Origin of the sequence: Puia sp., assembly GCF_036500295.1 — a bacterium.
Taxonomy (GTDB): domain Bacteria; phylum Bacteroidota; class Bacteroidia; order Chitinophagales; family Chitinophagaceae; genus Puia.
The window spans coordinates 45,512-69,136 of sequence record NZ_DASYCH010000017.1 but is presented as its reverse complement, the minus strand read 5'-3'; the positions used below and the strand labels follow the sequence as shown (position 1 = coordinate 69,136).

Annotated in this window: 19 protein-coding genes; 12 read left to right on the top strand and 7 right to left on the bottom strand. The window is 54.6% G+C overall.

Annotated features, from left to right (window positions below; all coding sequences use genetic code 11):
- Window positions 1–68: 68 nt before the first annotated feature.
- Window positions 69–4,670 (bottom strand): adenosylcobalamin-dependent ribonucleoside-diphosphate reductase, encoded by a 4,602-nt coding sequence (locus tag VGM48_RS05215; protein ID WP_331576741.1) that lies wholly within the window; start codon window positions 4,668–4,670, stop codon window positions 69–71.
- Window positions 4,671–4,841: 171 nt separating this feature from the next.
- Between VGM48_RS05215 and VGM48_RS05210 the strand changes: the two genes are divergently transcribed.
- Complete coding sequence (locus VGM48_RS05210) at window positions 4,842–5,567, top strand: DUF2490 domain-containing protein (protein ID WP_331576739.1); 726 nt, start codon at window positions 4,842–4,844, stop codon at window positions 5,565–5,567.
- Here VGM48_RS05210 and VGM48_RS05205 read toward each other — a convergent pair.
- Entirely contained in the window at window positions 5,562–5,849 is a 288-nt protein-coding gene (locus VGM48_RS05205; RefSeq protein WP_331576737.1) for a GNAT family N-acetyltransferase, read from the bottom strand. The genes VGM48_RS05210 and VGM48_RS05205 overlap by 6 nt on opposite strands.
- A gap of 125 nt (window positions 5,850–5,974) precedes the next feature.
- On the opposite strand from VGM48_RS05205, the gene VGM48_RS05200 reads away from it, so the two are divergent.
- A complete protein-coding gene (locus tag VGM48_RS05200) occupies window positions 5,975–6,733 on the top strand; it encodes a geranylgeranylglyceryl/heptaprenylglyceryl phosphate synthase (protein WP_331576735.1) in 759 nt (252 codons plus the stop codon).
- 2 nt (window positions 6,734–6,735) lie between these two features.
- Here VGM48_RS05200 and VGM48_RS05195 read toward each other — a convergent pair whose 3' ends face one another.
- Entirely contained in the window at window positions 6,736–9,084 is a 2,349-nt protein-coding gene (locus VGM48_RS05195) for an ABC transporter permease (RefSeq protein WP_331576733.1), read from the bottom strand.
- 400 nt (window positions 9,085–9,484) lie between these two features.
- On the opposite strand from VGM48_RS05195, the gene VGM48_RS05190 reads away from it, so the two are divergent.
- From VGM48_RS05190 to VGM48_RS05145, 10 genes are all read left to right on the top strand, one after another.
- Window positions 9,485–10,222, top strand: a complete 738-nt coding sequence (locus VGM48_RS05190; protein ID WP_331576731.1) for a GNAT family N-acetyltransferase — start codon at window positions 9,485–9,487, stop codon at window positions 10,220–10,222.
- 117 nt (window positions 10,223–10,339) lie between these two features.
- Window positions 10,340–11,536, top strand: a complete 1,197-nt coding sequence (locus VGM48_RS05185; RefSeq protein WP_331576729.1) for an argininosuccinate synthase — start codon at window positions 10,340–10,342, stop codon at window positions 11,534–11,536.
- Window positions 11,533–12,498 carry an N-acetyl-gamma-glutamyl-phosphate reductase gene (argC, locus tag VGM48_RS05180; RefSeq protein WP_331576727.1) on the top strand — a complete coding sequence of 322 codons (966 nt, stop codon included), beginning with the start codon at window positions 11,533–11,535 and terminating at the stop codon, window positions 12,496–12,498. Before VGM48_RS05185 ends, argC begins: the two co-directional genes overlap by 4 nt.
- Before the next feature lie 35 nt (window positions 12,499–12,533).
- Complete coding sequence (locus tag VGM48_RS05175) at window positions 12,534–13,694, top strand: aspartate aminotransferase family protein (RefSeq protein ID WP_331576725.1); 1,161 nt, start codon at window positions 12,534–12,536, stop codon at window positions 13,692–13,694.
- 6 nt (window positions 13,695–13,700) lie between these two features.
- Window positions 13,701–14,648: an acetylornithine carbamoyltransferase gene (locus VGM48_RS05170; RefSeq protein ID WP_331576723.1), complete on the top strand. Its 948-nt coding sequence runs from the start codon at window positions 13,701–13,703 to the stop codon at window positions 14,646–14,648.
- A 47-nt stretch (window positions 14,649–14,695) separates the two neighbouring features.
- Window positions 14,696–15,475 (top strand): acetylglutamate kinase, encoded by a 780-nt coding sequence (gene argB, locus VGM48_RS05165; RefSeq protein ID WP_331576721.1) that lies wholly within the window; start codon window positions 14,696–14,698, stop codon window positions 15,473–15,475.
- A complete protein-coding gene (locus VGM48_RS05160) occupies window positions 15,472–16,554 on the top strand; it encodes a M20 family metallo-hydrolase (protein ID WP_331576719.1) in 1,083 nt (360 codons plus the stop codon). The genes argB and VGM48_RS05160 overlap by 4 nt, the downstream gene beginning before the upstream one ends.
- Window positions 16,551–17,861 carry an argininosuccinate lyase gene (gene argH / locus VGM48_RS05155; protein WP_331576717.1) on the top strand — a complete coding sequence of 437 codons (1,311 nt, stop codon included), beginning with the start codon at window positions 16,551–16,553 and terminating at the stop codon, window positions 17,859–17,861. Before VGM48_RS05160 ends, argH begins: the two co-directional genes overlap by 4 nt.
- Window positions 17,862–17,870: 9 nt before the next feature.
- Window positions 17,871–18,524 (top strand): class I SAM-dependent methyltransferase, encoded by a 654-nt coding sequence (locus VGM48_RS05150; protein WP_331576715.1) that lies wholly within the window; start codon window positions 17,871–17,873, stop codon window positions 18,522–18,524.
- Window positions 18,525–18,548: 24 nt separating this feature from the next.
- Window positions 18,549–19,199 carry a class I SAM-dependent methyltransferase gene (locus VGM48_RS05145; protein ID WP_331576713.1) on the top strand — a complete coding sequence of 217 codons (651 nt, stop codon included), beginning with the start codon at window positions 18,549–18,551 and terminating at the stop codon, window positions 19,197–19,199.
- Window positions 19,200–19,203: 4 nt separating this feature from the next.
- Here VGM48_RS05145 and VGM48_RS05140 read toward each other — a convergent pair whose 3' ends face one another.
- The 4 genes from VGM48_RS05140 to VGM48_RS05125 are packed head-to-tail and all read right to left on the bottom strand — an operon-like array spanning window position 19,204 to window position 23,553.
- Window positions 19,204–20,532: a hypothetical protein gene (locus tag VGM48_RS05140; protein ID WP_331576707.1), complete on the bottom strand. Its 1,329-nt coding sequence runs from the start codon at window positions 20,530–20,532 to the stop codon at window positions 19,204–19,206.
- Window positions 20,533–20,553: 21 nt separating this feature from the next.
- Window positions 20,554–21,837, bottom strand: coding sequence for a M28 family metallopeptidase (locus VGM48_RS05135; protein ID WP_331576705.1), 1,284 nt, complete (start codon window positions 21,835–21,837; stop codon window positions 20,554–20,556).
- A gap of 11 nt (window positions 21,838–21,848) precedes the next feature.
- A complete protein-coding gene (locus VGM48_RS05130) occupies window positions 21,849–22,583 on the bottom strand; it encodes a LytR/AlgR family response regulator transcription factor (protein ID WP_331576703.1) in 735 nt (244 codons plus the stop codon).
- 10 nt (window positions 22,584–22,593) lie between these two features.
- Entirely contained in the window at window positions 22,594–23,553 is a 960-nt protein-coding gene (locus VGM48_RS05125; RefSeq protein ID WP_331576701.1) for a sensor histidine kinase, read from the bottom strand.
- Between the last annotated feature and the right edge of the window lie 72 nt (window positions 23,554–23,625).

The following is a 23,625-nucleotide window of genomic DNA, read 5'->3' as shown; positions in this document are numbered from 1 at the left end:
AAAAGGAGGCCCTCCCATCCCGGGAGGGCCAAATGGATCAATAATTTTGCGCTTATGTGCGGTCCAGCTCAGCTGCAACCCATGCTATTGCCGCAGTTCAGGCATTTATAGCAGGTGCCGCTGCGGATCGTGATATGGCCGCAGGTATTACAGGCGGGGGCGTCGCTTTGCATGCTCCGGGCGGCTGCATTGATGGCTTCCAGGCCGTTGTCGGCGCGGAAGGCGGGTGTTACAGCCCTGGAGGTCTTTGCGGCCTGGGGCTGGGTACCGCCTGTGGGTATATTTCCGCTTGCCTTTGCTACGATGCGGACATCGCTGAGCTCCGGTTTGTTGCCAGTATCATGGGAAGTGGGTATATCCCAGTCTTCGGCGCCCGTATTGGCGACTTCGGGCCGGTCGAGGACGTGAACGAGATCGGTGCGGCCGAGGTATTCATAGGCCAGGGACCGGAAGATGAAGTCAACGATGGAGGTGGTGCTCTTGATATTGGGGTGGTCGACCATGCCCGAGGGTTCGAACCGGGTGAATACGAATTTTTCAACAAACTCTTCCAGCGGCACTCCGTATTGCAGGCCGATGGAGATGGCGATGGCGAAGCAGTTGAGCATGCTGCGCATGGTAGCGCCTTCTTTTGCCATGTCGATGAAGATCTCGCCGACGGTGGTGTCGCTGTATTCCCCGGTGCGGAGGAAGATGGCCTGGCCGTTGATCTTTGCTTTTTGGGTAAAGCCCCGGCGTTTGGCGGGAAGGGTCCGGCGTTCGACGATGGTGGCGAGGGCTCTCTTGAGGTTGGTGTCGGGAGAAGCCTGGACGCGTTTGTGCACTTCTTCGAGTAGCTCTTGCACGGTAAGCTTGCCGAGGTCGACGATGGTGGATTCGGCGGCAGGCTGAGCGGCCGGGATTTGTTGGGCGTCGGCGGCTGTTTCTTTTTCTGCCGCCTCTTTCTTTTTCTTATCGGATTTCGTGCTAAGCGGCTGGGACAGCTTCGAGCCATCCCGATAGAGGGCGCAGGCTTTGAGCGCCAGCTTCCAGCTAAGCATATACGAGTCGGCGATGTCTTCGACGGATGCTTCGTTCGGCAGGTTGATCGTCTTTGAGATGGCGCCGCTGATGAAAGGTTGTGCGGCGCCCATCATCCGGATGTGGCCGTGGGCATGAATAAACCGCCGGCCTTTTTTACCGCATCTGTTGGCGCAGTCGAATACCGCCAGGTGTTCGTCTTTGAGGAAGGGGGCGCCTTCGACCGTCATGGTCCCGCAGACGTAGTTATTGGCGGCTTCGATCTCTTCTTCGGAGAATCCGAGGGCTTCGAGGAGGTTCCATTCGAAGTTGTAGTACTGTTCGGGTTTGAAGCCGAGGCGTTGGAGGCATTCTTCGCCGAGGTTATACACGTTGAATACGAAGCTGATCTCGAAGGCCGAGCCGACGGCGGCGTCGAGTTTTTTTATTTCTTCGGCGATGAAGCCTTTTTCGCTGAGGGACTGGTGGTTGATGGCGGGTGCGCCGGCGAAGGTACCTGAGCCGACGGCATATTTTACGATAGCGTCGATCTGCTTATCGGAGTAGTGCAGGTTTTTCAGGGCTGTCGGGACGGACTGGTTGATGATCTTGAAGTAGCCGCCGCCGGACAGCTTTTTGAATTTGACCAGGGCGAAGTCGGGTTCGACGCCGGTGGTATCGCAGTCCATGACGAGCCCGATGGTCCCGGTGGGGGCGATGACGGTGGACTGGGCGTTGCGATAGCCATATTTTTCGCCGAGCTGTACGGCTTCATCCCAGGCTTTTGTAGCGGCTTTGAGGAGATAGTCGGGGCAGTATTTTGCTTTTAGGCCCTGTGGTTTTATGGCGAGGCCTTCATATTCATCGGCGTCATAGGCGGCCAGGCGATGATTGCGCATTACCCGGAGCATGCTTTCTTTGTTTTCTTCATAGCGGGGAAAGGCGCCCAATACGCCGGCCATTTCAGCGGAGGTCTTGTAGGCGATGCCGGTCATGATGGCGGTCAAGGCGCCGGCGATGCCGCGGGCTTCTTCGCTGTCATAGGGAATGCCCATGATCATCAGCATGGAGCCCAGGTTCGCATAGCCCAACCCGAGGGTGCGATAGTCGTAGGAAAGTTGTGCGACTTCCTTCGACGGGAACTGCGCCATGAGCACCGATACTTCGAGCACGACGGTCCACAGGCGCGCCGCATATTCGAATTCTTCAACGTTGAAGGTGTTCGTTCTCTCGTTGTAAAAGCGGCGAAGGTTGAAGGAGGCGAGGTTACAGGCCGTGTTGTCGAGGAACATGTATTCCGAGCAGGGGTTGGATGCGCGGATGGAGCCGCCGGCGGGGCAGGTGTGCCATTCGTTGATGGTCGTGTCGTACTGGGTACCCGGGTCGGCGCAACGCCAGGCTGCATAAGTGATCTGATTCCATACTTCCCGGGCGGGGATCCGTTTCATGACGCGTTTGTCGCTGCGGGCGGTGAGTTCCCAGTCTTCGTCGTTCTGTAATTTTTCGAAGAAGGAGTTGGGGATGCGAACGGAATTGTTTGAGTTTTGCCCCGAGACGGTGCGATAGGCTTCGCCTTCATAGTCGCTGGGGTAACCGGCGGCGATGAGGGCGGCGACCTTCTTTTCTTCTTCGACCTTCCAATTGATAAAGTCCATTACTTCCGGGTGATCGAGATCGAGGCAAACCATTTTTGCGGCCCTGCGGGTGGTGCCGCCGGACTTGATAGCGCCCGCGGCGCGGTCGCCGATCTTGAGGAAACTCATGAGACCGCTGGACGTGCCGCCGCCGCTGAGTTTCTCACCTTCTCCGCGGATATAGGAGAAGTTTGTTCCGACGCCCGAGCCATATTTGAAGATGCGGGCTTCGCGGACCCAGAGGTCCATGAGTCCGCCGTCGTTTACCAGATCGTCCTCGACACTGAGGATGAAGCAATTGTGAACTATAATCCCATTGGCGGAAAATTGCGACGAGGCCGTTTGGATATCATACACCATTTCATCTCCGATGTAGTCGATATCGGTTACCGTCAATTCAGATATCGTGGCTTTATCCTTTCCGTCGATATCATTATTCAATTGACGCAATTTCGTCCTTTTCTCAGTGCTGACAAACCCAATCAGTTGTTCATATTTGATTCTTTCGGAATAGTAAGCAATGATTACCTGAAAATGGTGATGCCTGTCTTCCCTGCTATCCTTTACTATCGAAACGTTGCTGTAAATACCAAGGGATAAAAGCAGCATCTGGGTGCCATGCGCAAGTTCTTCGCTTATGGTTGTCAATACGATATCACCCGAATTCCGACCCCCTTCGTTTCGCACTCTAGCGGTTCCATCGGCCTGGAAAAGACTGCGAAGGAAAGCAGCTTTCTCAACGAGAGAGCCCTTCATTATCGGCTCCGGGACAAATGCAGTTAGCGACCTTTGCTCAAGTTGGTACTCCTTTACGAAGGGGTCAACTTCTTTCGAATCGTGTTTTACAATCCTGTAAAGATCGCCAATCGCCTTGCGGACAACGGTTTTGTGGCTGCCGAATAGGGAGTTGAATAATGCACACACGAACGCATATTCATCCTCATCGATGGTGATCGCACCGAACATCGTGGTTTTTTTGTTACGGTTGTATTTCCCGTAATAGCCATCTCCAATAATCCATCCGGCAAGGGCTGCCTTCTGAATAGCCAGGAGAGAGTGGTCAACGGGATCCGGTTCGAAGCCAATGTTGAAGCCAGGACCTTTAAAATAGCTGTCTACAAGATTGAACCTGGAATTGCCACCAAACTGCTCATTTGCCATCATTTCTACCAGAGAAAGGTCGGGAGTCACATCTGCCAGAGAAGTCTGTTGCACTTTTTTACCGAGCAGGGTCTTAAATTGATTCCATTCGTATTCTCCGCCATCTTTCCGTCGCCGGTCTGCGCTCCAGACGTGGTGATCGTCGGTGAATTCGATGAAATTTCCATTTGCTAACGTGGCTCTGAAAATGCTTCTGATCCCATTATTTTTTGTCGCCAGGATCGGAACCAGTTGGCGGCCATCGAATACCAGGAGATCTGTCCGGTCATTATCGACAATTTCGCCGATATCGAAGATGCCTTTGTCTGTAAATACCTTTGTACTATAGCGTGCGCAGGCATGAGGCTGCGGACGTTCGTAGGCCGAGGTGGACTTCTTCAACTGGTCGTCGGCGGGGTCCACGAAATAGTGTCCCTGGGGCTTACCTGTGATGCCATAGCTTTCGTGAAGCCCGGTATTGAACCACTGGGGGCTGTTGGGAACGCAGGCCTGGTCGAGGATGCTGTATACAAGTTCTTCATAGAAGACCTGTGCGTCCTTTTCCGATGCGAAATAGCCATAGCGTTCGCCCCAAACCCGCCAGCAGTTGGCCATGCGATGCGCTACCTGTTTGACCGATGTTTCGCGGCCGGGAGAGCCGTCGGCCTGAGGGACGCCGGCTTTGCGAAAATATTTTTGAGCGAGGATGTCGGTTGCGATCTGGGACCACCGGGCCGGCACTTCGACGTTGTTCATTTCAAATACCACTTCGCCGCTGGGGTTCCTGATGACGGACGTGCGATAATCGTAGTTAAACTGATCGAATACGCTGGTATTCTCTTTCGTAAAGCGGCGGGGAAATTGCAGGCCCTTCGTAGCTGGCTTTTTGGCGGCCATGGTCAGTTCATTTAGTTGGTGAGTAAACTTTTTGTCAGACTTTGTTTTCGGAAGGGACAGGGTCTACGAAAATATTTTTTCGATACGAGATTTCCTCGACCTATTTCTGCACATTGGTGTGCGTAAAAATTTTTACCATTTTGTTTAGTTTTTATTTATTCTTTTTGAGGTATGAAAACACCCAACAAAACCTTGCTAATCATTCTTTTGATTTTTGCCTTCACGGGTCAGGCGAATAGTCAGACGCAATTCATGGGCTGGCTCTCGACCTTTCAAAATTATAAAGTCAATAACAAGTTTGGATTTTATTTCGACGGGCAGTGGAGATCGACCGCACAGGTTCAACAAATGAACACTTTGTTGTTGAGACCGGGGATCAATATTTATCTTTCGCCTGTCTTTACCGCCACTGCCGGTTATGCTTTTATTCCGCAACAGCGGATATCCGCTGGGGTGACCGGGTATCTGCCCGAGCACCGGGTGTGGGAGCAGGTGGTTTTTACGCATAAGGTGAAGGCGCATCACCGGCCTGTTGCCACCGTCGCGCATCGGGTGCGGCTCGAGCAGCGGTTCATCCCGCGTCATCATGCCGAGGGGAATTCGCTGGTGAAGGATGGTCATCGTTCGGCGGGCAGGCTACGTTATTTTACGCGGGGTGTTGTGCCGCTGGGTTCGCGGCGGGACAGGGGGATGTTTGCCGCGGTGCAGAATGAGATCTTTTTTCATACGGCGAACGGGGGCTCTTTCGATCAGAACCGGGCTTATGTCGCCGCGGGTTACAAGATGAATGCTGCGCTGGATCTCGAGATGGGGTATCTGAATCAGTACATCTCCGCCGGCGGCGGCGCTTCCACGAATAATCATATCCTCCAGGTGGCTACGTATATCCGGCTATGACGGATTGATGATGAGCGAGGCCAATTCGGGATGCCGGCTCACGTAGGTCCTGACGAAGGGACAATAGACCTTTACTTTCAGGTGATGGGCTTTTGCGTAGTCAAAAGCGGCGGCGGCCAGGGCAGTACCCATCCCCCGGCCGCCCAGTCGTTCCGGTACTTCGGTATGCATGAGGACGATGCTGTCCTCTTTGAACCGATATTCCAGGAACGCTATCTCACCTTCTACCGGCAATTGAAATTGTTGCCGTTGCTCGTTGTTTATTACGTTGTATGGTTGCATTTCGACCTCAAAAATCGGATATATGTGGTATTTTCGTAAATATTCAGGGATTTTACGAGAAATAATACCCCCTTAAAAGCCAGAAACTTTTCGCATTTTTGTATCACCAGCAGCAATAGCGAATAATGAAGCAATTTATTTACGAATCCTTGTTGGCAAAGAAACGAAAGGGGAAAAAATCCTTCGCCGTACTGATCGATCCGGACAATGTGAATGCAGGAAAAATCGAGGAACTGACGAGTCTGGCGGTGAGCGCCGGGGTGGATTATCTTTTTGTCGGAGGCAGCCTGGTCATTTCCAATCATCTCGATGAGGTGGTTCAGCATATCCGGAGCAATTGTTCCATCCCAGTTATTCTTTTTCCCGGTACGCCCTCGCAGGTGTCCCCGTTTGCGGATGGGCTTCTTTATCTATCCCTGATCTCGGGTCGTAACCCGGAACTGCTTATCGGGCAGCATGTCATTTCTGCGCCCGCGGTCCGCAAAAGCGGGCTGGAGATCATTTCCACCGGCTATATGGTCATCGATGGCGGGGCGCCGACGACGGTCTCCTACATCAGCAATGCGAGTCCTATTCCCGCCGACAAGAACGAGATCGCGCTTTGTACGGCGATGGCGGGGGAGATGCTTGGGATGAAACTTATTTACATGGATGCGGGCAGCGGCGCCCGGCATGCTATCCGGGAGGAGATGATCGCCAGTGTGGCGAGTCATATCGAGGTTCCGCTGGTCGTCGGCGGCGGTATCCGTGACCCTGAAAAGGCCTACCGCAACTGCAAGGCCGGGGCCGATGTCATCGTTGTCGGCAATGCCATCGAGAAGGATGCGTCGCTGATCCGGGAGATGGCCTCGGCGATCCATTCAGTGCCGGTGAGAGAGCTATAGGTCTATTCGGACCGGAGGCTGTCGGCGGGATTGGCCCGCGCGGCCCGGAAGATATGATAGCTTGTAACCCCGAAGGTCAATCCGCCGATAACGGTCAGCGACCACAAAAAAATCCCAACCGAAATATTTGCGTGATAGGCATAGGAAGCCAGCCAGCGGTTTCCCGCGAGACCGGCGAAGGGTAAGACGATGCCCGCAGCCAGCGCTAGCAGCAGAAGCAAGGGCCTTGTCAGCAGGGTGAGCAGCTGCAGGATGGAGGCGCCGAGGACCTTGCGGATACCGATCTCCTTTGTCCGTTGCAGGGTGATCAGGGATACCAGGCCATAGAGCCCGATGATACAAATAAAGAGGGCGATCCCGGTGAAGAGATCGAACAGGGACATGGTTTTCCGGTCGCCTGCGTATTGTGCATCGAAATTCTCCTGCATGAAGTAATAGCTGAATGGGGTGGAAGGAAAATAGGCCTTCCACAGTTGTTTTAGCCGCGGTAACTCCCGCGGGTTACTGTTCAGCATCACCGCGGCGAGCGGAAAGCTGTTGTAGATGAGGACGACGGGTTCGATGGAATTGTGAATCGACCGGTAAAAGAAATTCTTCACCACCCCGACTACCCTACCCTTGTGGCCAAAGCCTTCGATCGATTGCCCCAGGGGCGAGCGCCAGCCCATTTCCTTTACGAAGACCTCGTTGACGAGGAAGGCGCCGGTCCTGTCGGTGGAGAGGCTGTTGGTCAAATTCCGGCCGGCGACAAGCGACATATGTAACAGCGGCAGGAATTGCGGATCGATATAAAAGTAATTACACATCAGCTCCCGTTTCTTTTTTTGTTCGGAGTAGACGATGGTGGAAGCCATGGAGATCCCTTCGGCAGGCATCCCGCTGCCGATCGAGATCCCGCTGACGCCGGCCTCCCGGCGAAGGGCATCGCAGAATGCGGTATCGGATTTTCGGTTGAGGGAGTCCGTGGGGAGGTTGATGTTGACGAGATGCCCCCGGTCCATTCCCAGGTCTTTTTGCCGGATATACTGCATCTGGCTGTTCATCACGGCTGTTCCCGTGAGCATCGCGAGAGCGATGATGAACTGAATGACGGTGAGGGTCTTTCTGAGGCTTATTCCCTGGCGGTTGTTGTTTTCCCCTTTCAGTGCTTTTACGGGATTGAACCGGGAGAGGACAAATGCGGGCCAGGCGCCGGCTAACAGCCCGGTCAGCGGAAAAAGGACCAGCAGGAACCGGATCGTCGATCCGTCGGCGAGGGCGAGGTGGGTAGACAGCAGCCGGCTGAAGAGCGGTGCGCCGGTTAGAACGAAAACGAGGGCCACCAGCCAGGCAAGTGTCACCAGGATGAAGGATTCACCGAGGAACTGTCTCGCCAGCTGGGGGGTCGCTGCCCCGATGGCTTTGCGGACGCCTACCTCTTTTGCTCTTTCGGCGGCCCTGGCGGTGGAAAGGTTGATATAATTGAGCAGGGCCAGCAGCAGGATCAGGGCGGCCAGCCAGGAGAAAATGGTATTAAAAGCGCGGTTACCCTTTTCGTTGTCCTGGAGCTTCTCCTTGCTGAAATGTACGTCGGCAAGGGCTTCGGCTTCAAAGGCGAGGCTATAGCCGGTGTCGCCGGAGGAATCCAGATCGTGGCGGGCATAACGGGCGATCGCGGGGAGCTTTGCGGCAAACCGGCGGAGATCGGGTTTGTCCTGGAAGAGAACGAAGGTGTAGACCGAGAAATCGTCCAACCAACTGGTCGTATGGGTATAGTCTTTGGACAAAAGTGCGTTGATGGGAATGTCGGAGTTGGGCGGCCGGTCGGCAATGACCCCGGTGACCCGCCAGGGTTTGTCGCCGCAGATCATCGTCTGGCCGAGTGCCCGGGCCTTACCGAAGTAGCGCTTTTCGGCGCTTTTTGTGAGCACGATGGATTGGGGCGCCGAGAGGGCTGTCGCCGGCGAGCCTTCGAGGAAGGTGAAGGTGAAGACCTTGAAAACCGAGGGATCGGAATAACAAAAACTCTCTGCTTTGCTGTATTCGGCGCCTTCCCGAACGAGGATATCAATGGATGACTCGATGCGGGTGGTGGCGGCGATGCCGGGGATGTTCCGTTGCAGAGCGGCGGCCAGGAGAATGGGGCTGGTGGCGAAGGACATGTCGGATTCCGGGGCGTGGAGGATGGTCGTTACCCGGGCGATGCGGTCGGCCTGGCTGTTATACCCGTCATAGGTCAGCTGGGTATGTACGTAGCCGTAGATCAGGATACAGGCGGCGATGCCGGTCGAGAGGCCCAGGATGTTGATCCCGGCAAAGCTCTTCTGCCGGAACAGGCGGCGAATGGCGGGACGAAGGAAAGCAGGTTGCATACTACGGGAGAATGCCATTCACCGCTTTCGGGTTGCCGGACAGGCTTTAACAGCACGTTAAAAAAATAAAATAGGCCTAAAAAATGGGATTTTTGCCTATTTTTGCGCAGCAAAAGCTTTTACAACAATTTCATCTTCTATTGAAATGAAAAAAAACTCACACATATCACAGCTTGTGGTATTGCACGCCTTTAATCAGCGTGGGTTTTTTGCTGTGCCTCTGTGCTCAGTTTTTTCCGTTCGCCCCATTTGCGGGGCTTATTACGGGCGTCCCACGCCCGTTGGGGTACGACGTTGATACTTCTTCATCAGCCCGGTCTGTGTCGTAACGACGCTATTTTCCTGTCCAGCCGATTTTGTCTTTTCTAGTTTTGAATTGGGGAGAATTTATCCTAAGATCATGGAACAACAACACTTTAAGATAGTTATTGCTGACGAGTCCCACCAGGATTTCGCCAAGATCATTTGTGACGAGATGGAGTCCTCGGCGAAGGCCCGGGGTACGGGCATTGCCAAGAGGAGTCCGGATTATGTCCAGCAGAAGATGCGGGAGGGAAAGGCGGTCATCGCCTTTACCGATGCGGGGATCTGGGCGGGGTTCTGTTATATCGAGACCTGGAGTCATGGGGAATATGTCGCCAACTCGGGGCTTATCGTCTCCCCGCCGTTTCGCAAGAGCGGGTTGGCCAAGCTGATCAAGAAGAAGATCTTCGAGTTGAGCCGGAAGATGTATCCGAATGCCAAGATCTTCGGGCTGACCACGGGTCTGGCGGTGATGAAGATCAATTCCGAGCTGGGGTATGAGCCGGTGACCTATTCCGAGCTTACGCAGGACGATGCGTTTTGGGCCGGCTGTAAAAGCTGTGTCAACTACGAGATCCTCATGAGTAAGGAGCGGAAGAACTGTATGTGTACGGCGATGTTGTATGATCCCAAGGATCATTATGAGCCCGAGGAGACCACTCAGGATTTTAAAAAGCATTCCAAACTATACGAGCGATTCATGCGAATCAAACAGTGGAAGTTGCTGGCGCCTTTCCTCAAGCATCACATCGAGGAGAGCGGCGCTCCGGCCGGTAAGGCCGGTAACGGCGGCGGCGGCAGGCCCAGGTCGCTGTTCCACTTTTTTCATCTGTAGACGGACCGGAGGTCCGTCGGCCGAAGGCCAGACATTAGCGCTTTGCGGGAGATGCGCTAAATTCCAGATAGCGCATCTCCCGCACATTATAAATTTTTAAAAATCCATTTGTCAGTCATGAGCAATAAAGTCGTCTTAGCCTATAGCGGCGGATTGGACACTACCTATTGTGCCATTTATCTCAGCAAGGTCAAACATCTCGAGATCCATGCCCTCACGGTCAATACGGGCGGGTTCAGCCAGGAAGAGATCAACGGGATCGCTGCACGTGCGAAGAGCCTTGGAGTCGCTTCTTTCGAGTGCGTGGACGTCACCAGGGAATATTACGAAAGCTGTATCAAGTACCTGATATTCGGCAATGTGCTGAAGAATGCCACCTATCCGCTGAGTGTGAGTGCGGAGAGAATGGTCCAGGCGATCGCCGTGGCCGAGCATGTGAAGAAGGTTGGCGCCTCCTCTGTCGCCCATGGCAGCACCGGCGCCGGTAACGACCAGGTGCGATTCGACATGGTCTTTCAGAGCATGCTGCCGGGGGTTGAGATCATCACGCCGATCCGGGACCTGCGGCTCAGCCGCGAGGAGGAGATCGCTTTTCTGAAGGAGAACGGGGTGGAGATGAATGCGGAAAAAGCAAAATACAGTATCAATAAGGGGCTCTGGGGTACGTCGGTCGGAGGAAAGGAAACGCTGACCTCCAACGACTATCTCCCCGAGGATGCCTGGCCGACGCCGGTGACGGCGACGGGGACCCGTAACCTGACACTGGAATTTGAAAAGGGGGAGCTGAAGGCCGTGGACGGCAAATCCTTCGCCAACCCGGTGGAAGCGATCCAGCATCTGCAGGCCATTGCCCAGCCTTACGGCGTGGGCAGGGATATCCATGTCGGGGATACCATCATCGGGATCAAGGGCCGGGTGGGCTTTGAAGCCGCCGCCCCGGTGATCATCATCAAGGCGCATCATCTGCTGGAAAAACATACGCTGACCAAATGGCAACTGTACTGGAAGGATCAGCTGAGCACCTGGTACGGCAACTGGCTTCACGAAGGGCAGATGCTCGATCCTACCATGCGAAATATCGAGAAATTTCTGGAAGACACCCAGGCTACGGTCAGCGGGAAGGTCTTTGTCACGCTTCACCCCTACCGTTATACCATCAACGGCATCGAGAGCGGGCACGATCTCATGAGCAGCAAGTTCGGCAGCTATGGCGAGATGAACAAAGGATGGAGCGGGGACGATGTAAAGGGGTTTGCGAAGATATTCGGCAACCAGACCGCTATTTTTCACAAGGTTAATGAACCTACCAAATGAGACGAGTAAGAGCAGGCATTATCGGCGGTGCGGGATATACCGGTGGGGAGATGATCCGGTTACTGATCAATCACCCGGCCACAGACATCAAATTTATCCATAGCAAGAGCAATGCGGGCAAGCCCGTTGCGGATGTTCATGAGGACCTTGCCGGGGATACGGCACTGACCTTCGATGCGGAATGGCATAGTGATGTCGACGTAGTATTTCTCTGTGTCGGTCATGGGGAAGCGAAGAAGTTTATGGAAGAGCACGGGAAGAGCTTTGATGGGGTGCTGGTGATCGATCTGTCGCAGGATTTCAGGTTGGGTACACCGGGTTGGGTCTATGGCTTGCCGGAGATGAACCGGGAAGAGATCCGGACGGCGCAGGCGGTTGCCAATCCGGGTTGTTTTGCAACAGCCATCCAATTAGGGCTTTTGCCTCTGGCAAAGGCAGGGCTGCTGAGCGATGTCTATTCCACGGGTATCACGGGGAGCACGGGCGCCGGGCAGGGCTTATCTCCTACCGCGCATTTTTCGTGGCGGGCCAATAATATCCAGGCGTATAAGACGCTTACCCATCAACATCTGAAGGAGATAGGCCAAACGCTCCGGCAACTGCAGCCGGGGGGTAAGCCGGTGGTGCATTTCACGCCGTGGCGGGGTGATTTTACCCGGGGCATCTTTATCAGCAGCCAGCTCCGATGTGAGAAAACTCCTGCGGAGGTGCTGGCGCTTTACGAGGACTTTTATAAGGGGCATCCCTTTACGATCGTCAGCCGGAAGCCGATATCGCTGAAACAGGTGGTCAATACGAACAAATGCCTGATCCAGCTGGAGCAGGAAGGATCGCAGCTGGTGGTGCATTCGGCGCTTGACAATCTGCTGAAGGGGGCGTCGGGGCAAGCCGTGCAAAATATGAATCTTCTTTTTGGCTTTGATGAGACCCTTGGTCTTCGGCTGAAAGCAAACGCATTTTAACCGACCGGGCTATCAGCCGGTTTAAACAGAAGTATATGAAATTATTCGACGTTTACCCTATCAATGACATCACCGTCGTAAAGGCAAAAGGCTCTTATGTCTGGGACCAGGACGGTCAGCAATTCCTCGATCTGTACGGCGGGCATGCCGTTATTTCCATCGGTCATACGCATCCGCATTATGTACAGCGACTCACGGATCAGCTTAACAAAGTGGGTTTTTATTCCAATTCCATCCGGATCCCGCTGCAGGAGGAACTTGCAGAGAAACTGGGGAAGGTCTCCGGCCGCCCCGACTACAAACTTTTCCTTTGCAACTCGGGAGCCGAAGCCAATGAGAATGCGCTGAAGCTGGCCAGCTTCCATACGGGCCGCAAAAAGATCGTTGCCTTCAGCAAGTCCTTTCACGGCCGGACCTCGCTTGCCGTCGCCGTTACCGACAATCCAGCGATCGTGGCGCCGGTGAACCAGACGGAGAATGTCATCTTCCTGCCCTTTAACGATGAGGCGGCGCTGGAAGATTGTTTTGCGAAGCAGGGAAAAGAGATTGCCGCAGTGATCATCGAAGGCATCCAGGGAGTTGGCGGGATCAACGAAGCGTCCGCCGCCTTTTTGCAGGCGATCAGCCGGCTTTGCAAACAACATGGGTCTGTTTTTGTCGCCGACAGCGTGCAGTGCGGGTATGGCCGGAGCGGAAAATTCTTTTCGCATGATCATGCGGGTGTCGATGCCGATATTTATAGCATGGCCAAGGGCATGGGCAACGGGTTCCCGGTGGCGGGGATCATTATCGCCCCGCATCTGCAGGCGAAACATGGCATGCTGGGGACCACTTTCGGAGGCAATCATCTGGCCTGCGCCGCCGCGCTTGCCGTATTGGAGGTGATCGAGCAGGAGAAACTTATGGCCAATGCGACAGAGGTCGGCAACTACCTCATGAGCGAACTGAAGAAGATCCCTCAACTGCAACGCGTGAGAGGAAAAGGGTTGATCATCGGCTTCGACGTGCCGGAGGCCCTGAAGGATCTGCGGAAGAACCTGCTTTGGAATCAGCATGTCTTTACGGGGGAGGCGAAGCCGAATACCATCCGGTTGCTGCCCTCGCTGGCCCTGCGGAAGAAAGACGCCGATGAATTTTTGGAAGCCATCCAGGAGGAGATCCATGCTATGGAAGGAAACGAGGTTAAAGTAAACTAGCATAAAATGAGAAATTTTGTTTCCGCCGCCGATGTCGCGGATATCGACAGCATCGTGCAGTCGGCCCTGGCCTATAAGGCCGACCCGTTGAAAGACAGGACCCTTGGCGCAAATAAGCGCGTAGGCATGCTTTTCCTGAATCCGAGTATGCGGACCAGGCTATCGACGCAGATCGCAGCACAGAACCTTGGCGCGGAAGCCATCGTCTTCAATGTCGATAAGGAAGGATGGGCGCTTGAGTTCGAGGAGGAGGCGATCATGAGCGGCAATACCGTCGAACATGTCAAGGATGCGGCCCCGATCATGGGCAGGTATTTTGACATTCTTTGTATCCGCACCTTCCCATCGCTGAAGAATAAGGAAGACGATTATAGCGAACTTTATATCAATCAATTCATCAAATATTCGGGGATCCCCGTAGTGAGCCTTGAGAGCGCCACCCTCCACCCGTTGCAGAGTCTTACCGATATCGTCACGATACAGGAGGTTTGGAAGGAGAAGCGGAAGCCAAAGATCGTGCTGAGCTGGGCGCCGCATGTAAAGGCTTTGCCGCAGTGTGTGGCCAACAGCTTTTCGCAGTGGGTGAATGCCTGGGGGAAAGCGGATTTTGTCATCACGCATCCGGAGGATTATGAACTGGATACAAAGTTTACGAAAGGTGCAACCATCACTCATAACCAGGACGAGGCGTTGAAGGATGCCGATTTCGTTTATGTGAAGAACTGGAGTACGTATGCCGATTACGGAAAGATCTATACGAACGATCCCGAGTGGATGCTGACGAACGAGAAGATGAAGGCCACGAATGGCGCCAAAGTGATGCATTGTCTGCCGGTGCGGCGGAATGTGGAGCTTAGCGATGAGATCCTTGATGGCCCTTCGAGTATCGTTACGCAGGAGGCGTCGAACCGGGTATGGGCGGCACAGGCTGTGCTGGGGGATCTGCTGCGCTAATGTCGGTCCTTCGGACGCGCCTCCGGCGGCCTGAGCAAAAAATAACTATGCAACTCTCCATTATCAAAATAGGCGGGAATATCATCGATGACGAGGCCAGGCTTGCGACGTTTCTCGATGCGTTTGCCGCGGTGCCGGGGAAGAAGATCCTGGTGCATGGCGGCGGCAAGCTGGCGACGAAGGTGGCCGAAGGCCTTGGTATCCGCCAGCAACTGGTGGATGGGCGCCGGATCACCGACGCGGAGACGCTTCGCGTCGTGACGATGGTCTATGCCGGAACGATCAACAAGAATATCGTTGCGCAGCTGCAGGCCCGGGGGTGCGCCGCCATCGGGCTTACCGGCGCGGACGGGAATGCTATCCTATCCCACCGGCGTGTACATCCGAGCATCGACTATGGCTTTGTCGGGGATGTCGATCAGGTGAATACCCCGCTGCTTACGAGCCTGCTGTTGCAGGACAAGACGATCGTTTTCGCCCCTATTACGCACGACGGGAAGGGGCAGTTGCTGAATACCAATGCCGATACCATCGCCCAGGAGCTGGCCCGCGCCCTGAGCACGGGGTTTTCCGTGAGCCTCGTCTACTCCTTCGAGAAAAGCGGGGTTCTTCTAAACGCGGATGACGAGTCGACGGTCATCGGGCGGATCAACCCCGCGGAATATGAGGACCTAAAGGCCCGGAAGGTGATCTTTGCCGGGATGATCCCCAAACTGGACAACGCCTTTGCGGCCCTGCGCAGTGGCGTGGGCCGGGTGATCATCGGACGTGCGGAAGAGCTATCTTTATTGCTTGCCGGACAATCAGGAACAACCATTCTTCCATGAGTCAACCATCCATTCAAAGCCTGGAGGCGGAAGCCCTCGAGTTGTTAAAGCGGCTGATCGCCGTGCCTTCCTTTAGTAAAGAGGAGGACCGCACAGCCGAGCTGATCATCGGTTATCTGGAGTCGAAGGGCGTCGTGGCAAACCGGCTGCAAAACAATGTCTGGGCAAAGAACAAATATTTCGATGCGGCCAGGCCTTCGCTGCTGCTGAATTCCCATCACGATACGGTAAAACCCAATAAGGCGTATACGCTGGACCCCTTTTCGCCGCTGGAAAGGGAGGGAAAGCTGTATGGGCTCGGCAGCAATGATGCCGGGGGGTGCCTGGTCTCGCTGATCACCACCTTTCTCTATTTTTATGAGCAGCAGGGACTGGCCTATAACCTGGTCCTTGCCGCCACGGCAGAAGAGGAGATCTCGGGGCATAATGGCATCGAGCTGCTGCTGTCTTCCCTGCCGCCGATCCAATGGGCTATCGTGGGCGAGCCGACGAAAGGGGACCTTGCGGTGGCGGAAAAGGGATTGCTGGTTCTGGATTGTGTGAGCCATGGCAAGGCGGGTCATGCGGCGCGTGAAGAGGGGGAGAATGCCATCTACAAGGCGCTAAAGGATATCGAATGGTTTCGCGACTACCGGGCGCCCAGGGTATCCGACCTGCTGGGGCCCGTCAAAATGAGCGTGACGGTGATCGACACGGATAATAAGGCGCATAATGTCGTTCCCTCCCAATGCCATTTTGTGGTGGATGTGCGGGTGAATGAATGTTATACCTTCGAAGAACTGCTGACGACGATCCGTGAGGCCGTCAGCTGCGAGGTCACGCCGAGGAGTCTGCGGATGCGATCATCGGGTATCGCGCTGGACCACCCCATTGTACAGTCGGGGGTGCGGCTGGGAAGGCCCTGCTATGGCAGCCCCACCACCTCGGATAAGGCGCTGATGCCGTTTCCCGCCCTGAAGACGGGGCCTGGGGATTCGGCGCGGAGTCATACGGCGGATGAGTATATTTACATTGCGGAAATAGGTCAGGGGATCAGGGGATATATCGATCTGTTGAACCCGGTAATTTTATCGTTATGAGCGGAAACAAACTATGGAGTAAGGCCGGCACCAGCACCTCGGAATTGATCGAGACCTTTACTGTCGGCCGGGACAAGGATTTCGATGTCCTGCTGGCGGAATACGATGTGCTGGGTTCGCTGGCCCACACCGAGATGCTGGCATCGGTGGGGTTGCTCTCGCGGGAAGATCTTGCGCAGGTGAAGGAGGGGTTGACCACGATCCTTGGCGAGATCCGCGCCGGCAACTTCGTCATCGATGCCGATGTCGAGGATGTGCATTCCCAGGTGGAATTGCTGCTGACCAATCGTATCGGGGAAGCCGGCAAGAAGATCCACAGCGGCCGCAGCCGGAATGACCAGGTGGCCGTCGATATCAAATTATATCTGCGGGCCCAGATACTCGCGGTGAAGGACGAGGTGGCCGCGCTGTTCGATCTGCTTATTAAATTGAGTGAGCAGTACAAGGACAAGCTTCTGCCGGGTTATACGCACCTGCAGATCGCCATGCCTTCTTCTTTTGGGCTTTGGTTCGGGGCCTATGCCGAGAGTCTTGTGGATGATCTGGAGGTGCTGGCGGCTTCCTACCAGGTGGCTAACAAGAATCCCCTGGGAAGCGGCGCCGGTTACGGTTCGTCTTTTCCCCTGGACCGGGAGATGACGACAAAGCTGCTGCATTTCCGAACGCTGAACTACAATTCCGTCTATGCGCAGATGAGCCGCGGGAAAACGGAGAAGATCGTGGCGATGGGTCTGGCCGCGGTCGGCGCCACGCTCAGCAAGCTGGCGATGGACTGCTGTCTCTATATCAACCAGAACTTTGGGTTTATTTCCTTTCCCCCGGAGCTGACGACGGGCAGCAGCATCATGCCCCACAAGAAGAACCCGGATGTCTTCGAGCTGATTCGCGCCAAATGCAACCGTATCCAGGCAACGCCCAATGAGCTGACCCTGCTGATCAACAATCTTCCTTCGGGCTATCACCGGGATATGCAGCTCACCAAAGAGATCCTCTTCCCCGCCATCGAGGAAGAGAAAGCCTGTCTGCGGATGACTCAGCTGATGTTATCGCATATCGAGATCAAGGACAACATCTTAAAAGACGAGAAGTATAAATATCTTTTCAGTGTGGAAGCCGTGAATGAGCTGGTCAACCAGGGCGTTCCGTTCCGGGAGGCTTACCGGCAGGTCGGCAACCAGATAGACCAGGGGCAGTTTCACTTCGACTATGGGAAGGGGCTGCATCATACCCATACCGGGAGTATCGGGAATCCGGGTAATAATGGGATCGCGGCGGAAATGAAGCGGGTGTTGGCTAAATTTGAGTAACCGGCGAACATGAAATTACATATCGGATGTGGCGACACCCTACTTGACGACTTCGTCAATATCGACAACAGCCCTTCGCTGTTGCTGGCGCGCCTTCCGCTGTTTATGGTGACCGGGTTGCGTAAACTCTCCCTTCTCTCCGACATCCAACTGGGATTCATCAAAGCGATCAAGACCAGGCGATCGACGGTCCGTTATGCCGACTGTCTGCATCTGCCCTATAAGGATAACACCGTTGATCTCTGTTATAGTTCGCATGTCATCGGCTGGTATCTGAGTCATTCCCAGCTGCGCCGGTTTTTTGCCGAGATGAAACGGGTTTTGCGGCCGGGCGGCGTTGTCCGGCTTAGCTGGGCTGATTTTGATGTCCGGGTCAGGGACTATCTTGAGAACCGGGACAGCATCGCCCTTTCGCATTCCTTTCCGATGGGAATGAATGAGCTTACCTTTAAAGACAAGCTAAAACTGCTTTTCAGTCCGCATCTCCGCGGCGGCGTGGTCCTGAATACGGATACGACGATCGAGCTGTTAAGACAATGCGGCTTCGAGCGAATCGAGCTTTTGGCTGCGGGTGAAACGACGATGCCGGCGGGGCTGGCGGGTTCTATCGATCTGGCGCAACGGGCCGATCATTCGGTGTATATCGAATGCTATAAGCCGTAATCACATGGGCATAAAAAGATCGCTATGAAGATACATATCGGTTGCGGAACGACGTTGCTGACGGGCTTTGTAAATATCGACAACAGTCCGAGCGCCCTGCTGTCGAAGATGCCGGGTTTTGTGCCGTCGCTGCTCAACAAGCTATCTTTGATCAATGGCGAACAGCTGCATTTTTCCCGGACGCTGCGGGAAAAAAAGGATGAATTCCGATATGCCAACTGTCTTCATCTTCCCTTTCCCGATGGAAGCATCGATTTTGCCTATAGCTCGCATATGCTGGGCTGGTGTCTTGGCCAGCACCAGATCGACGAGTTTGTCCGCGAGCTGCACCGGGTGCTGCGGCCGGGCGGCGGAGCGAGGCTTTCCTTTTTCGATCTTGATAAAGTGGTGGCGGATTATCAGCAACATCGTAATACGGTGAGGCTGATGGAGCAGATGCCGCTGGGCGCACAGGAATTCACTCGCAACCGGAAGATAAAGCTGCTGTTCAGCCCGAACATGCAAAACGGTATCCCGTTGAATGCCGAGACGTTTGGCGACTACTTGCGAAGGAATTCTTTCCGGGACATCCAGCATCTGCCGGCGGGCGCCACGACGATGGACCCGGAGTGGGTCGAGGGTCTCGATCTCTATCAGCGCGCGGGCGCCTCGGTGTTTATGGAATGCCGGAAATAGCGGGTTAGGGTTGTTTCAGGAGATCGAGTGGGTCACCCCTTCCTTTCAGAACTGCTTCTTTTATTTCTCCCGTGCCTTCAAATGCGAGGCGCAGTCCGATGATCCCGCCGATGGATCCATTCCGGGGTACGGTGTAGATCTGCCGGCCGTTGAGCAGGACGCTCAGCAGCCCATTTTCCTGTGTACAGGTGACCTGTTGCCACTGACTGCAGTCGCAACCAAACGCGCTGAGATCGTGATCTTTTCCGTTGACGCCGCGTGAACCGGTGTAGAGCGTCAGGCCGGAGATACAGCCTTTATCGGAAAAAGAGAGGACGATGGGGTTTTCGGTTCCCATGAGGATGATCTGCATCTTTCTACAAAGGGATTGTTCGACGGAAGAAGTGTTGCGGAACGTGGTTCGCAACAGGAAATGATCGCCGTCGATGCCCGGAAATTCGTGAACATCGAAAAAACTCACCCAGCGGTTGCTGAAGACGGGGGAGCCTGTCTTTGTTTCGAGGGTGGCGGCTTTGATCCCCATGCGGCCGGAGTCGAGGGTTGTCTCTGCAGGGGAGAGATAGACGGGCAATGGTTCTCTCGCGATGATCGCTTTCCAGCCCTTTGTCGGAATATAGACATCCGATTCCTTTTTTATCTCGCCGTCGACGATCAGCTTGGCGCGAAAAAAACCGGGAAAGTAATAGATGGAGGTATGTTCTTTTCCGTTGGGGTCTACTTTCTCCCGGCGTGACGGGTCCCAGGATTGCTGGATCGTGACCTTTTGGGGGTTGAGTGCGGTGGCGTCGTAGTCGAAGACGACGGAATTTGGGAGGGCTTCCGATGTCAGGTGATGGTCGAAACGCAGGGAGCCGGGGTTGGAGGGTTTATGGATGATGCGGGCGCTGATAAAAGAGAGTAAGGCGGCGATCGCGAGGGTGATGATGATCATGGGAGTTATGAAGCTGCGTTGACGGCGTGGTGGGGTTGGCGGGGGTTCGGTTGGCGGCTGCGTGGCTGGCGGCTGCACGGTTGGCGGCTGCACGGTTGGCGGCTGCACGGTTGGCGGCTGCACGATGGGGTGTTGTGGTGGCGGCGCCAGGAGGTCGCGCCAGCCTTCAAACCCGGCATACCGGGCCAGTGCGTTGAGGGTCGCCATCGTCGGGGAAGAATCATATTTCACTTTGCCCCAGATGCGTTTCAAGGTGGAGACGCTAAGCCGGACGGATACTTTTTCCGCGATGCGGTCGCTGAGGGTTTCGAAATCCTCGTTTGTCCAGGATGAGGAGTCTCCCCAGCCCAACGAGGCTTCAATAAGCCGTTTGCATTGTTCCAGACCGGAGGCGTTATCCATTACAGGACGAGTTTATTACACTTATCTTATCTGGGTCGTATCCACGCGGGTAGGGGTATCCTTGCCATCGATGATGGAGGTCGAACTGAGGGCGATGGCTTTGATGATGCGGACCATATTGTCGATATTGATGGTGCTCAGTTCGTCAGTCAGCTGATGATAATATTTGTCCCTGTCTATTTGTGTGGTGGAGATGGTATGCGCCGGTACGCCCTGTCTTGCGAGGCTGGCGTTGTCCGAACGGTAGAACAGCTGTTGTTCGGGATAGGGGTCCGGGTAGAAGGCGAAGCTGCTGCCGGTGAGGTTCTTTTGCAGGATCTTGCCCATGTCAGAACGTTCGTAGCCGGTGATGAAGGCCGAGTTGCCGCCCCATTTACTTTCGGAGCCGATCATTTCGATATTGAACATGGCGACTACCTGGGTGGGGTCGAACTGGCTGGAGAAATACTGGGAGCCATATTCCCCGATCTCTTCGGCGGTGAAGGCGGCGAAGACCAGGGTTCTTTCCTGTTTCTTTTGTTTTGCAAAATATTCGGCCAGCTCGATGACGGCGGTGGTGCCGCTTGCGTCGTCGTTGGCGCCGTTGTAGATGGAGTCACCTTTTACCGGGGTTTTTGTCACGCCGAGGTGATCATAGTGGCCCGAGAAGATGACGATCTCTTTTGGGTTCTTGCCGGGGAGGATACCGACGACGTTGGCAAGGGGTGATTCTTTTATTTCCTGCTTCACCTTTATCAGGTAGTGACTGGGCTCCCTGCTGGTGAGAAGGAAGACGACATTCGTCGGGGACTTGAATTGCTGACGACTAAAGCGGGCGAGCCGGGGGAAATTGGCGGCAAAGGATGTATCGATCAGCACCAGGTAATTCTTCTTTGCATGGATATAATGCATGATCTCTGTCTGGTAGGTTTGTCCGGCCTTTATCCAGACCTTTTCATACCCGCTGTTCTCATCGATCGTGAGATCGCTTGAGGAGCTCATCACGAATACATGCCCGGCGGGTTGCTCCTGGCCATCGAGGGTGGCGGTGGCAGAAACCGGTTTTGCCTGGATCATCGTAAACGGCTGACGATAGCTGCTGCTGCCGTTCCAGGTCTTCAGGCCCGCGGCTTTGAAGCGGGACTCAATGTAATCGGCGGCCTTTTCGATATCGGGTGTAAACGTGGCCCGGCCGCGCATGTCGTCGGCGGACAGGGTGCGTTCGGTCTTTTCGACTGTTGTGGCATTGATGATCTTGTCGATCTTCTGTGCGGACAGATGGATAGTCAGCGAAGAAAGAAGCAGTGTAAAAGCAAGGGGTCTCATGTGCAGGTATTTTATAGGCTCATCATCTCTTTGAACTTGACGGTCTGGCGACGGCTGACTTCGATCTTTTCTCCGCCTTTCATTTCCAGAAGGAGTCCGCCGTTGAAATACGGCTCGATCTTTTCGATGAGCCGCAGATTGACGATATGTTTGCGGTTGGCGCGGAAGAAGACCTTTTCATCCAGGCGTTCTTCGAGAGCGTTGAGGGATTTCAGGATCAACGGTTTGTTAGGACCGAAATAGACCTTTGCATAGTTGCCGACGCTTTCAAAGAGCCGGATGTCGGAGAGTTTTACAAACCAGCAGCGTTCGCCGTCTTTTACGAAGACCTGGTCGTGTTCGCTCAGGATACTGCGGTTGACGGAGATGGTATGGTCGGAGAGCGGCTCCTTATCTTCCTCCACCTGTAATTTCTGGAGGGCATCGGCGAGGCGCTTGGGCTCAACGGGTTTTAGGAGGTAGTCCAGCGCATTGACTTCGAAGGCCTTCAGCGCATATTCGTCATAGGCGGTGGTGAAGATAACGTTGGGGGCGCGTTCCAGTTCGGAGAGCATGTCAAAACCCGTCTTTCCGGGCATCTGGATATCCAAAAAGATAAGATCGGGGTTGAGGCTGTCGATCTTTTCAACACCTTCGGCGGCGTTGGCGGCTTCGGCAATGACCTCTATTTCGGGAAAATCGAGCAATAGCTTTTTTAATTCGTTCCTGGCTAGACGTTCGTCGTCGATGATGATGGCTCTGATCATGGTGCTATGTTTATTTACTCATGTCTACGGGGATCAGTACGCGGGCTTCAACCGTGTTGTCGCCGGCTTCCCGGATGTCGAAGTTAGCTTTTTGTCCGAAAAGAAGTTGAAGCCTGTTCTTGGTACTTGCCAGGCCAAAGCCATCGGAGTTGCGGCTGCCGTTGAGGACGCCGGTGTTGAGGATCACCAGCTCGTGATAGTCGTCTTTGAAGTCGGAGGTGATGCGGACGGTGCCGCCGTCGACCTGGCGGCTGATGCCGTGTTTGATCGCGTTCTCCACCAGGGTTTGCAGCATCATCGGGGGGATGGGCTGATCGAGGGTGTCTTCATCGATATCATATTCCACTTGCAGGCGGTCTTCGAAACGAATATGTTCGAGGGCGAGATAGTCTTTTACGATGTTGAGTTCCTTTTCAAAGGTCACGGTCTCGAGCTTTTCGGCCTGCATGCTGCTGCGCAGGATATTGCTCAGTTCGGTGATCGCGGTGCGGGCGCGGACAGGGTTCTCGTCGATCAGGGCCCGGATGCTATTCAATGCGTTGAAGATGAAGTGGGGATTGATATGCGCCTTGATGGTCTTCAGCTCCAGTTCTTTTACCAGCGCTTCCAGCTTGAAGGTGTCGAGTTGTTGTTTGGAGCTTATCTGAATATAGTGGTAGAAATAATAGATCAATGTCCAGGGGATGATCATGAGACCGGTGTCGGCGGTGATCGTGAGCAGCCGGGGCATGAATTCCGTGGTTTTGTGGGAGACGAGGTGCAGCATATCGGCCAGGGCGATCCGGATCAGGCCGATGGTGATACAGGTAAGGACCATGCCGATGAGGAATTTTGGGAGGGCTTTCTCGACGGTGAGAAGGGCCCAGCCGGAGCGTTTTATCACTTCCCTGAATCCATGGGTGACGAAGATGCCCGTCAGGACCGTGATGAACATGATCTCGACCTCTTTTTGGGTGATCTTTTGCTCCAAAGTAGAGGAATTCAATATCATAACCAGGGCAAGGGAGCCCCAACCACCAATCTGGCACCACCAATAATATTT

Bases quoted from the DNA above. Each gene is read 5' to 3' on its own strand.
- VGM48_RS05215 (WP_331576741.1), bottom strand. From the start codon at position 4,670: ATGGCCGCCAAAAAGCCAGCTACGAAGGGCCTGCAATTTCCCCGCCGC.
- VGM48_RS05210 (WP_331576739.1), top strand. From the start codon at position 4,842: ATGAAAACACCCAACAAAACCTTGCTAATCATTCTTTTGATTTTTGCC.
- VGM48_RS05205 (WP_331576737.1), bottom strand. From the start codon at position 5,849: ATGCAACCATACAACGTAATAAACAACGAGCAACGGCAACAATTTCAA.
- VGM48_RS05200 (WP_331576735.1), top strand. From the start codon at position 5,975: ATGAAGCAATTTATTTACGAATCCTTGTTGGCAAAGAAACGAAAGGGG.
- VGM48_RS05195 (WP_331576733.1), bottom strand. From the start codon at position 9,084: ATGCAACCTGCTTTCCTTCGTCCCGCCATTCGCCGCCTGTTCCGGCAG.
- VGM48_RS05190 (WP_331576731.1), top strand. From the start codon at position 9,485: ATGGAACAACAACACTTTAAGATAGTTATTGCTGACGAGTCCCACCAG.
- VGM48_RS05185 (WP_331576729.1), top strand. From the start codon at position 10,340: ATGAGCAATAAAGTCGTCTTAGCCTATAGCGGCGGATTGGACACTACC.
- argC (WP_331576727.1), top strand. From the start codon at position 11,533: ATGAGACGAGTAAGAGCAGGCATTATCGGCGGTGCGGGATATACCGGT.
- VGM48_RS05175 (WP_331576725.1), top strand. From the start codon at position 12,534: ATGAAATTATTCGACGTTTACCCTATCAATGACATCACCGTCGTAAAG.
- VGM48_RS05170 (WP_331576723.1), top strand. From the start codon at position 13,701: ATGAGAAATTTTGTTTCCGCCGCCGATGTCGCGGATATCGACAGCATC.
- argB (WP_331576721.1), top strand. From the start codon at position 14,696: ATGCAACTCTCCATTATCAAAATAGGCGGGAATATCATCGATGACGAG.
- VGM48_RS05160 (WP_331576719.1), top strand. From the start codon at position 15,472: ATGAGTCAACCATCCATTCAAAGCCTGGAGGCGGAAGCCCTCGAGTTG.
- argH (WP_331576717.1), top strand. From the start codon at position 16,551: ATGAGCGGAAACAAACTATGGAGTAAGGCCGGCACCAGCACCTCGGAA.
- VGM48_RS05150 (WP_331576715.1), top strand. From the start codon at position 17,871: ATGAAATTACATATCGGATGTGGCGACACCCTACTTGACGACTTCGTC.
- VGM48_RS05145 (WP_331576713.1), top strand. From the start codon at position 18,549: ATGAAGATACATATCGGTTGCGGAACGACGTTGCTGACGGGCTTTGTA.
- VGM48_RS05140 (WP_331576707.1), bottom strand. From the start codon at position 20,532: ATGGATAACGCCTCCGGTCTGGAACAATGCAAACGGCTTATTGAAGCC.
- VGM48_RS05135 (WP_331576705.1), bottom strand. From the start codon at position 21,837: ATGAGACCCCTTGCTTTTACACTGCTTCTTTCTTCGCTGACTATCCAT.
- VGM48_RS05130 (WP_331576703.1), bottom strand. From the start codon at position 22,583: ATGATCAGAGCCATCATCATCGACGACGAACGTCTAGCCAGGAACGAA.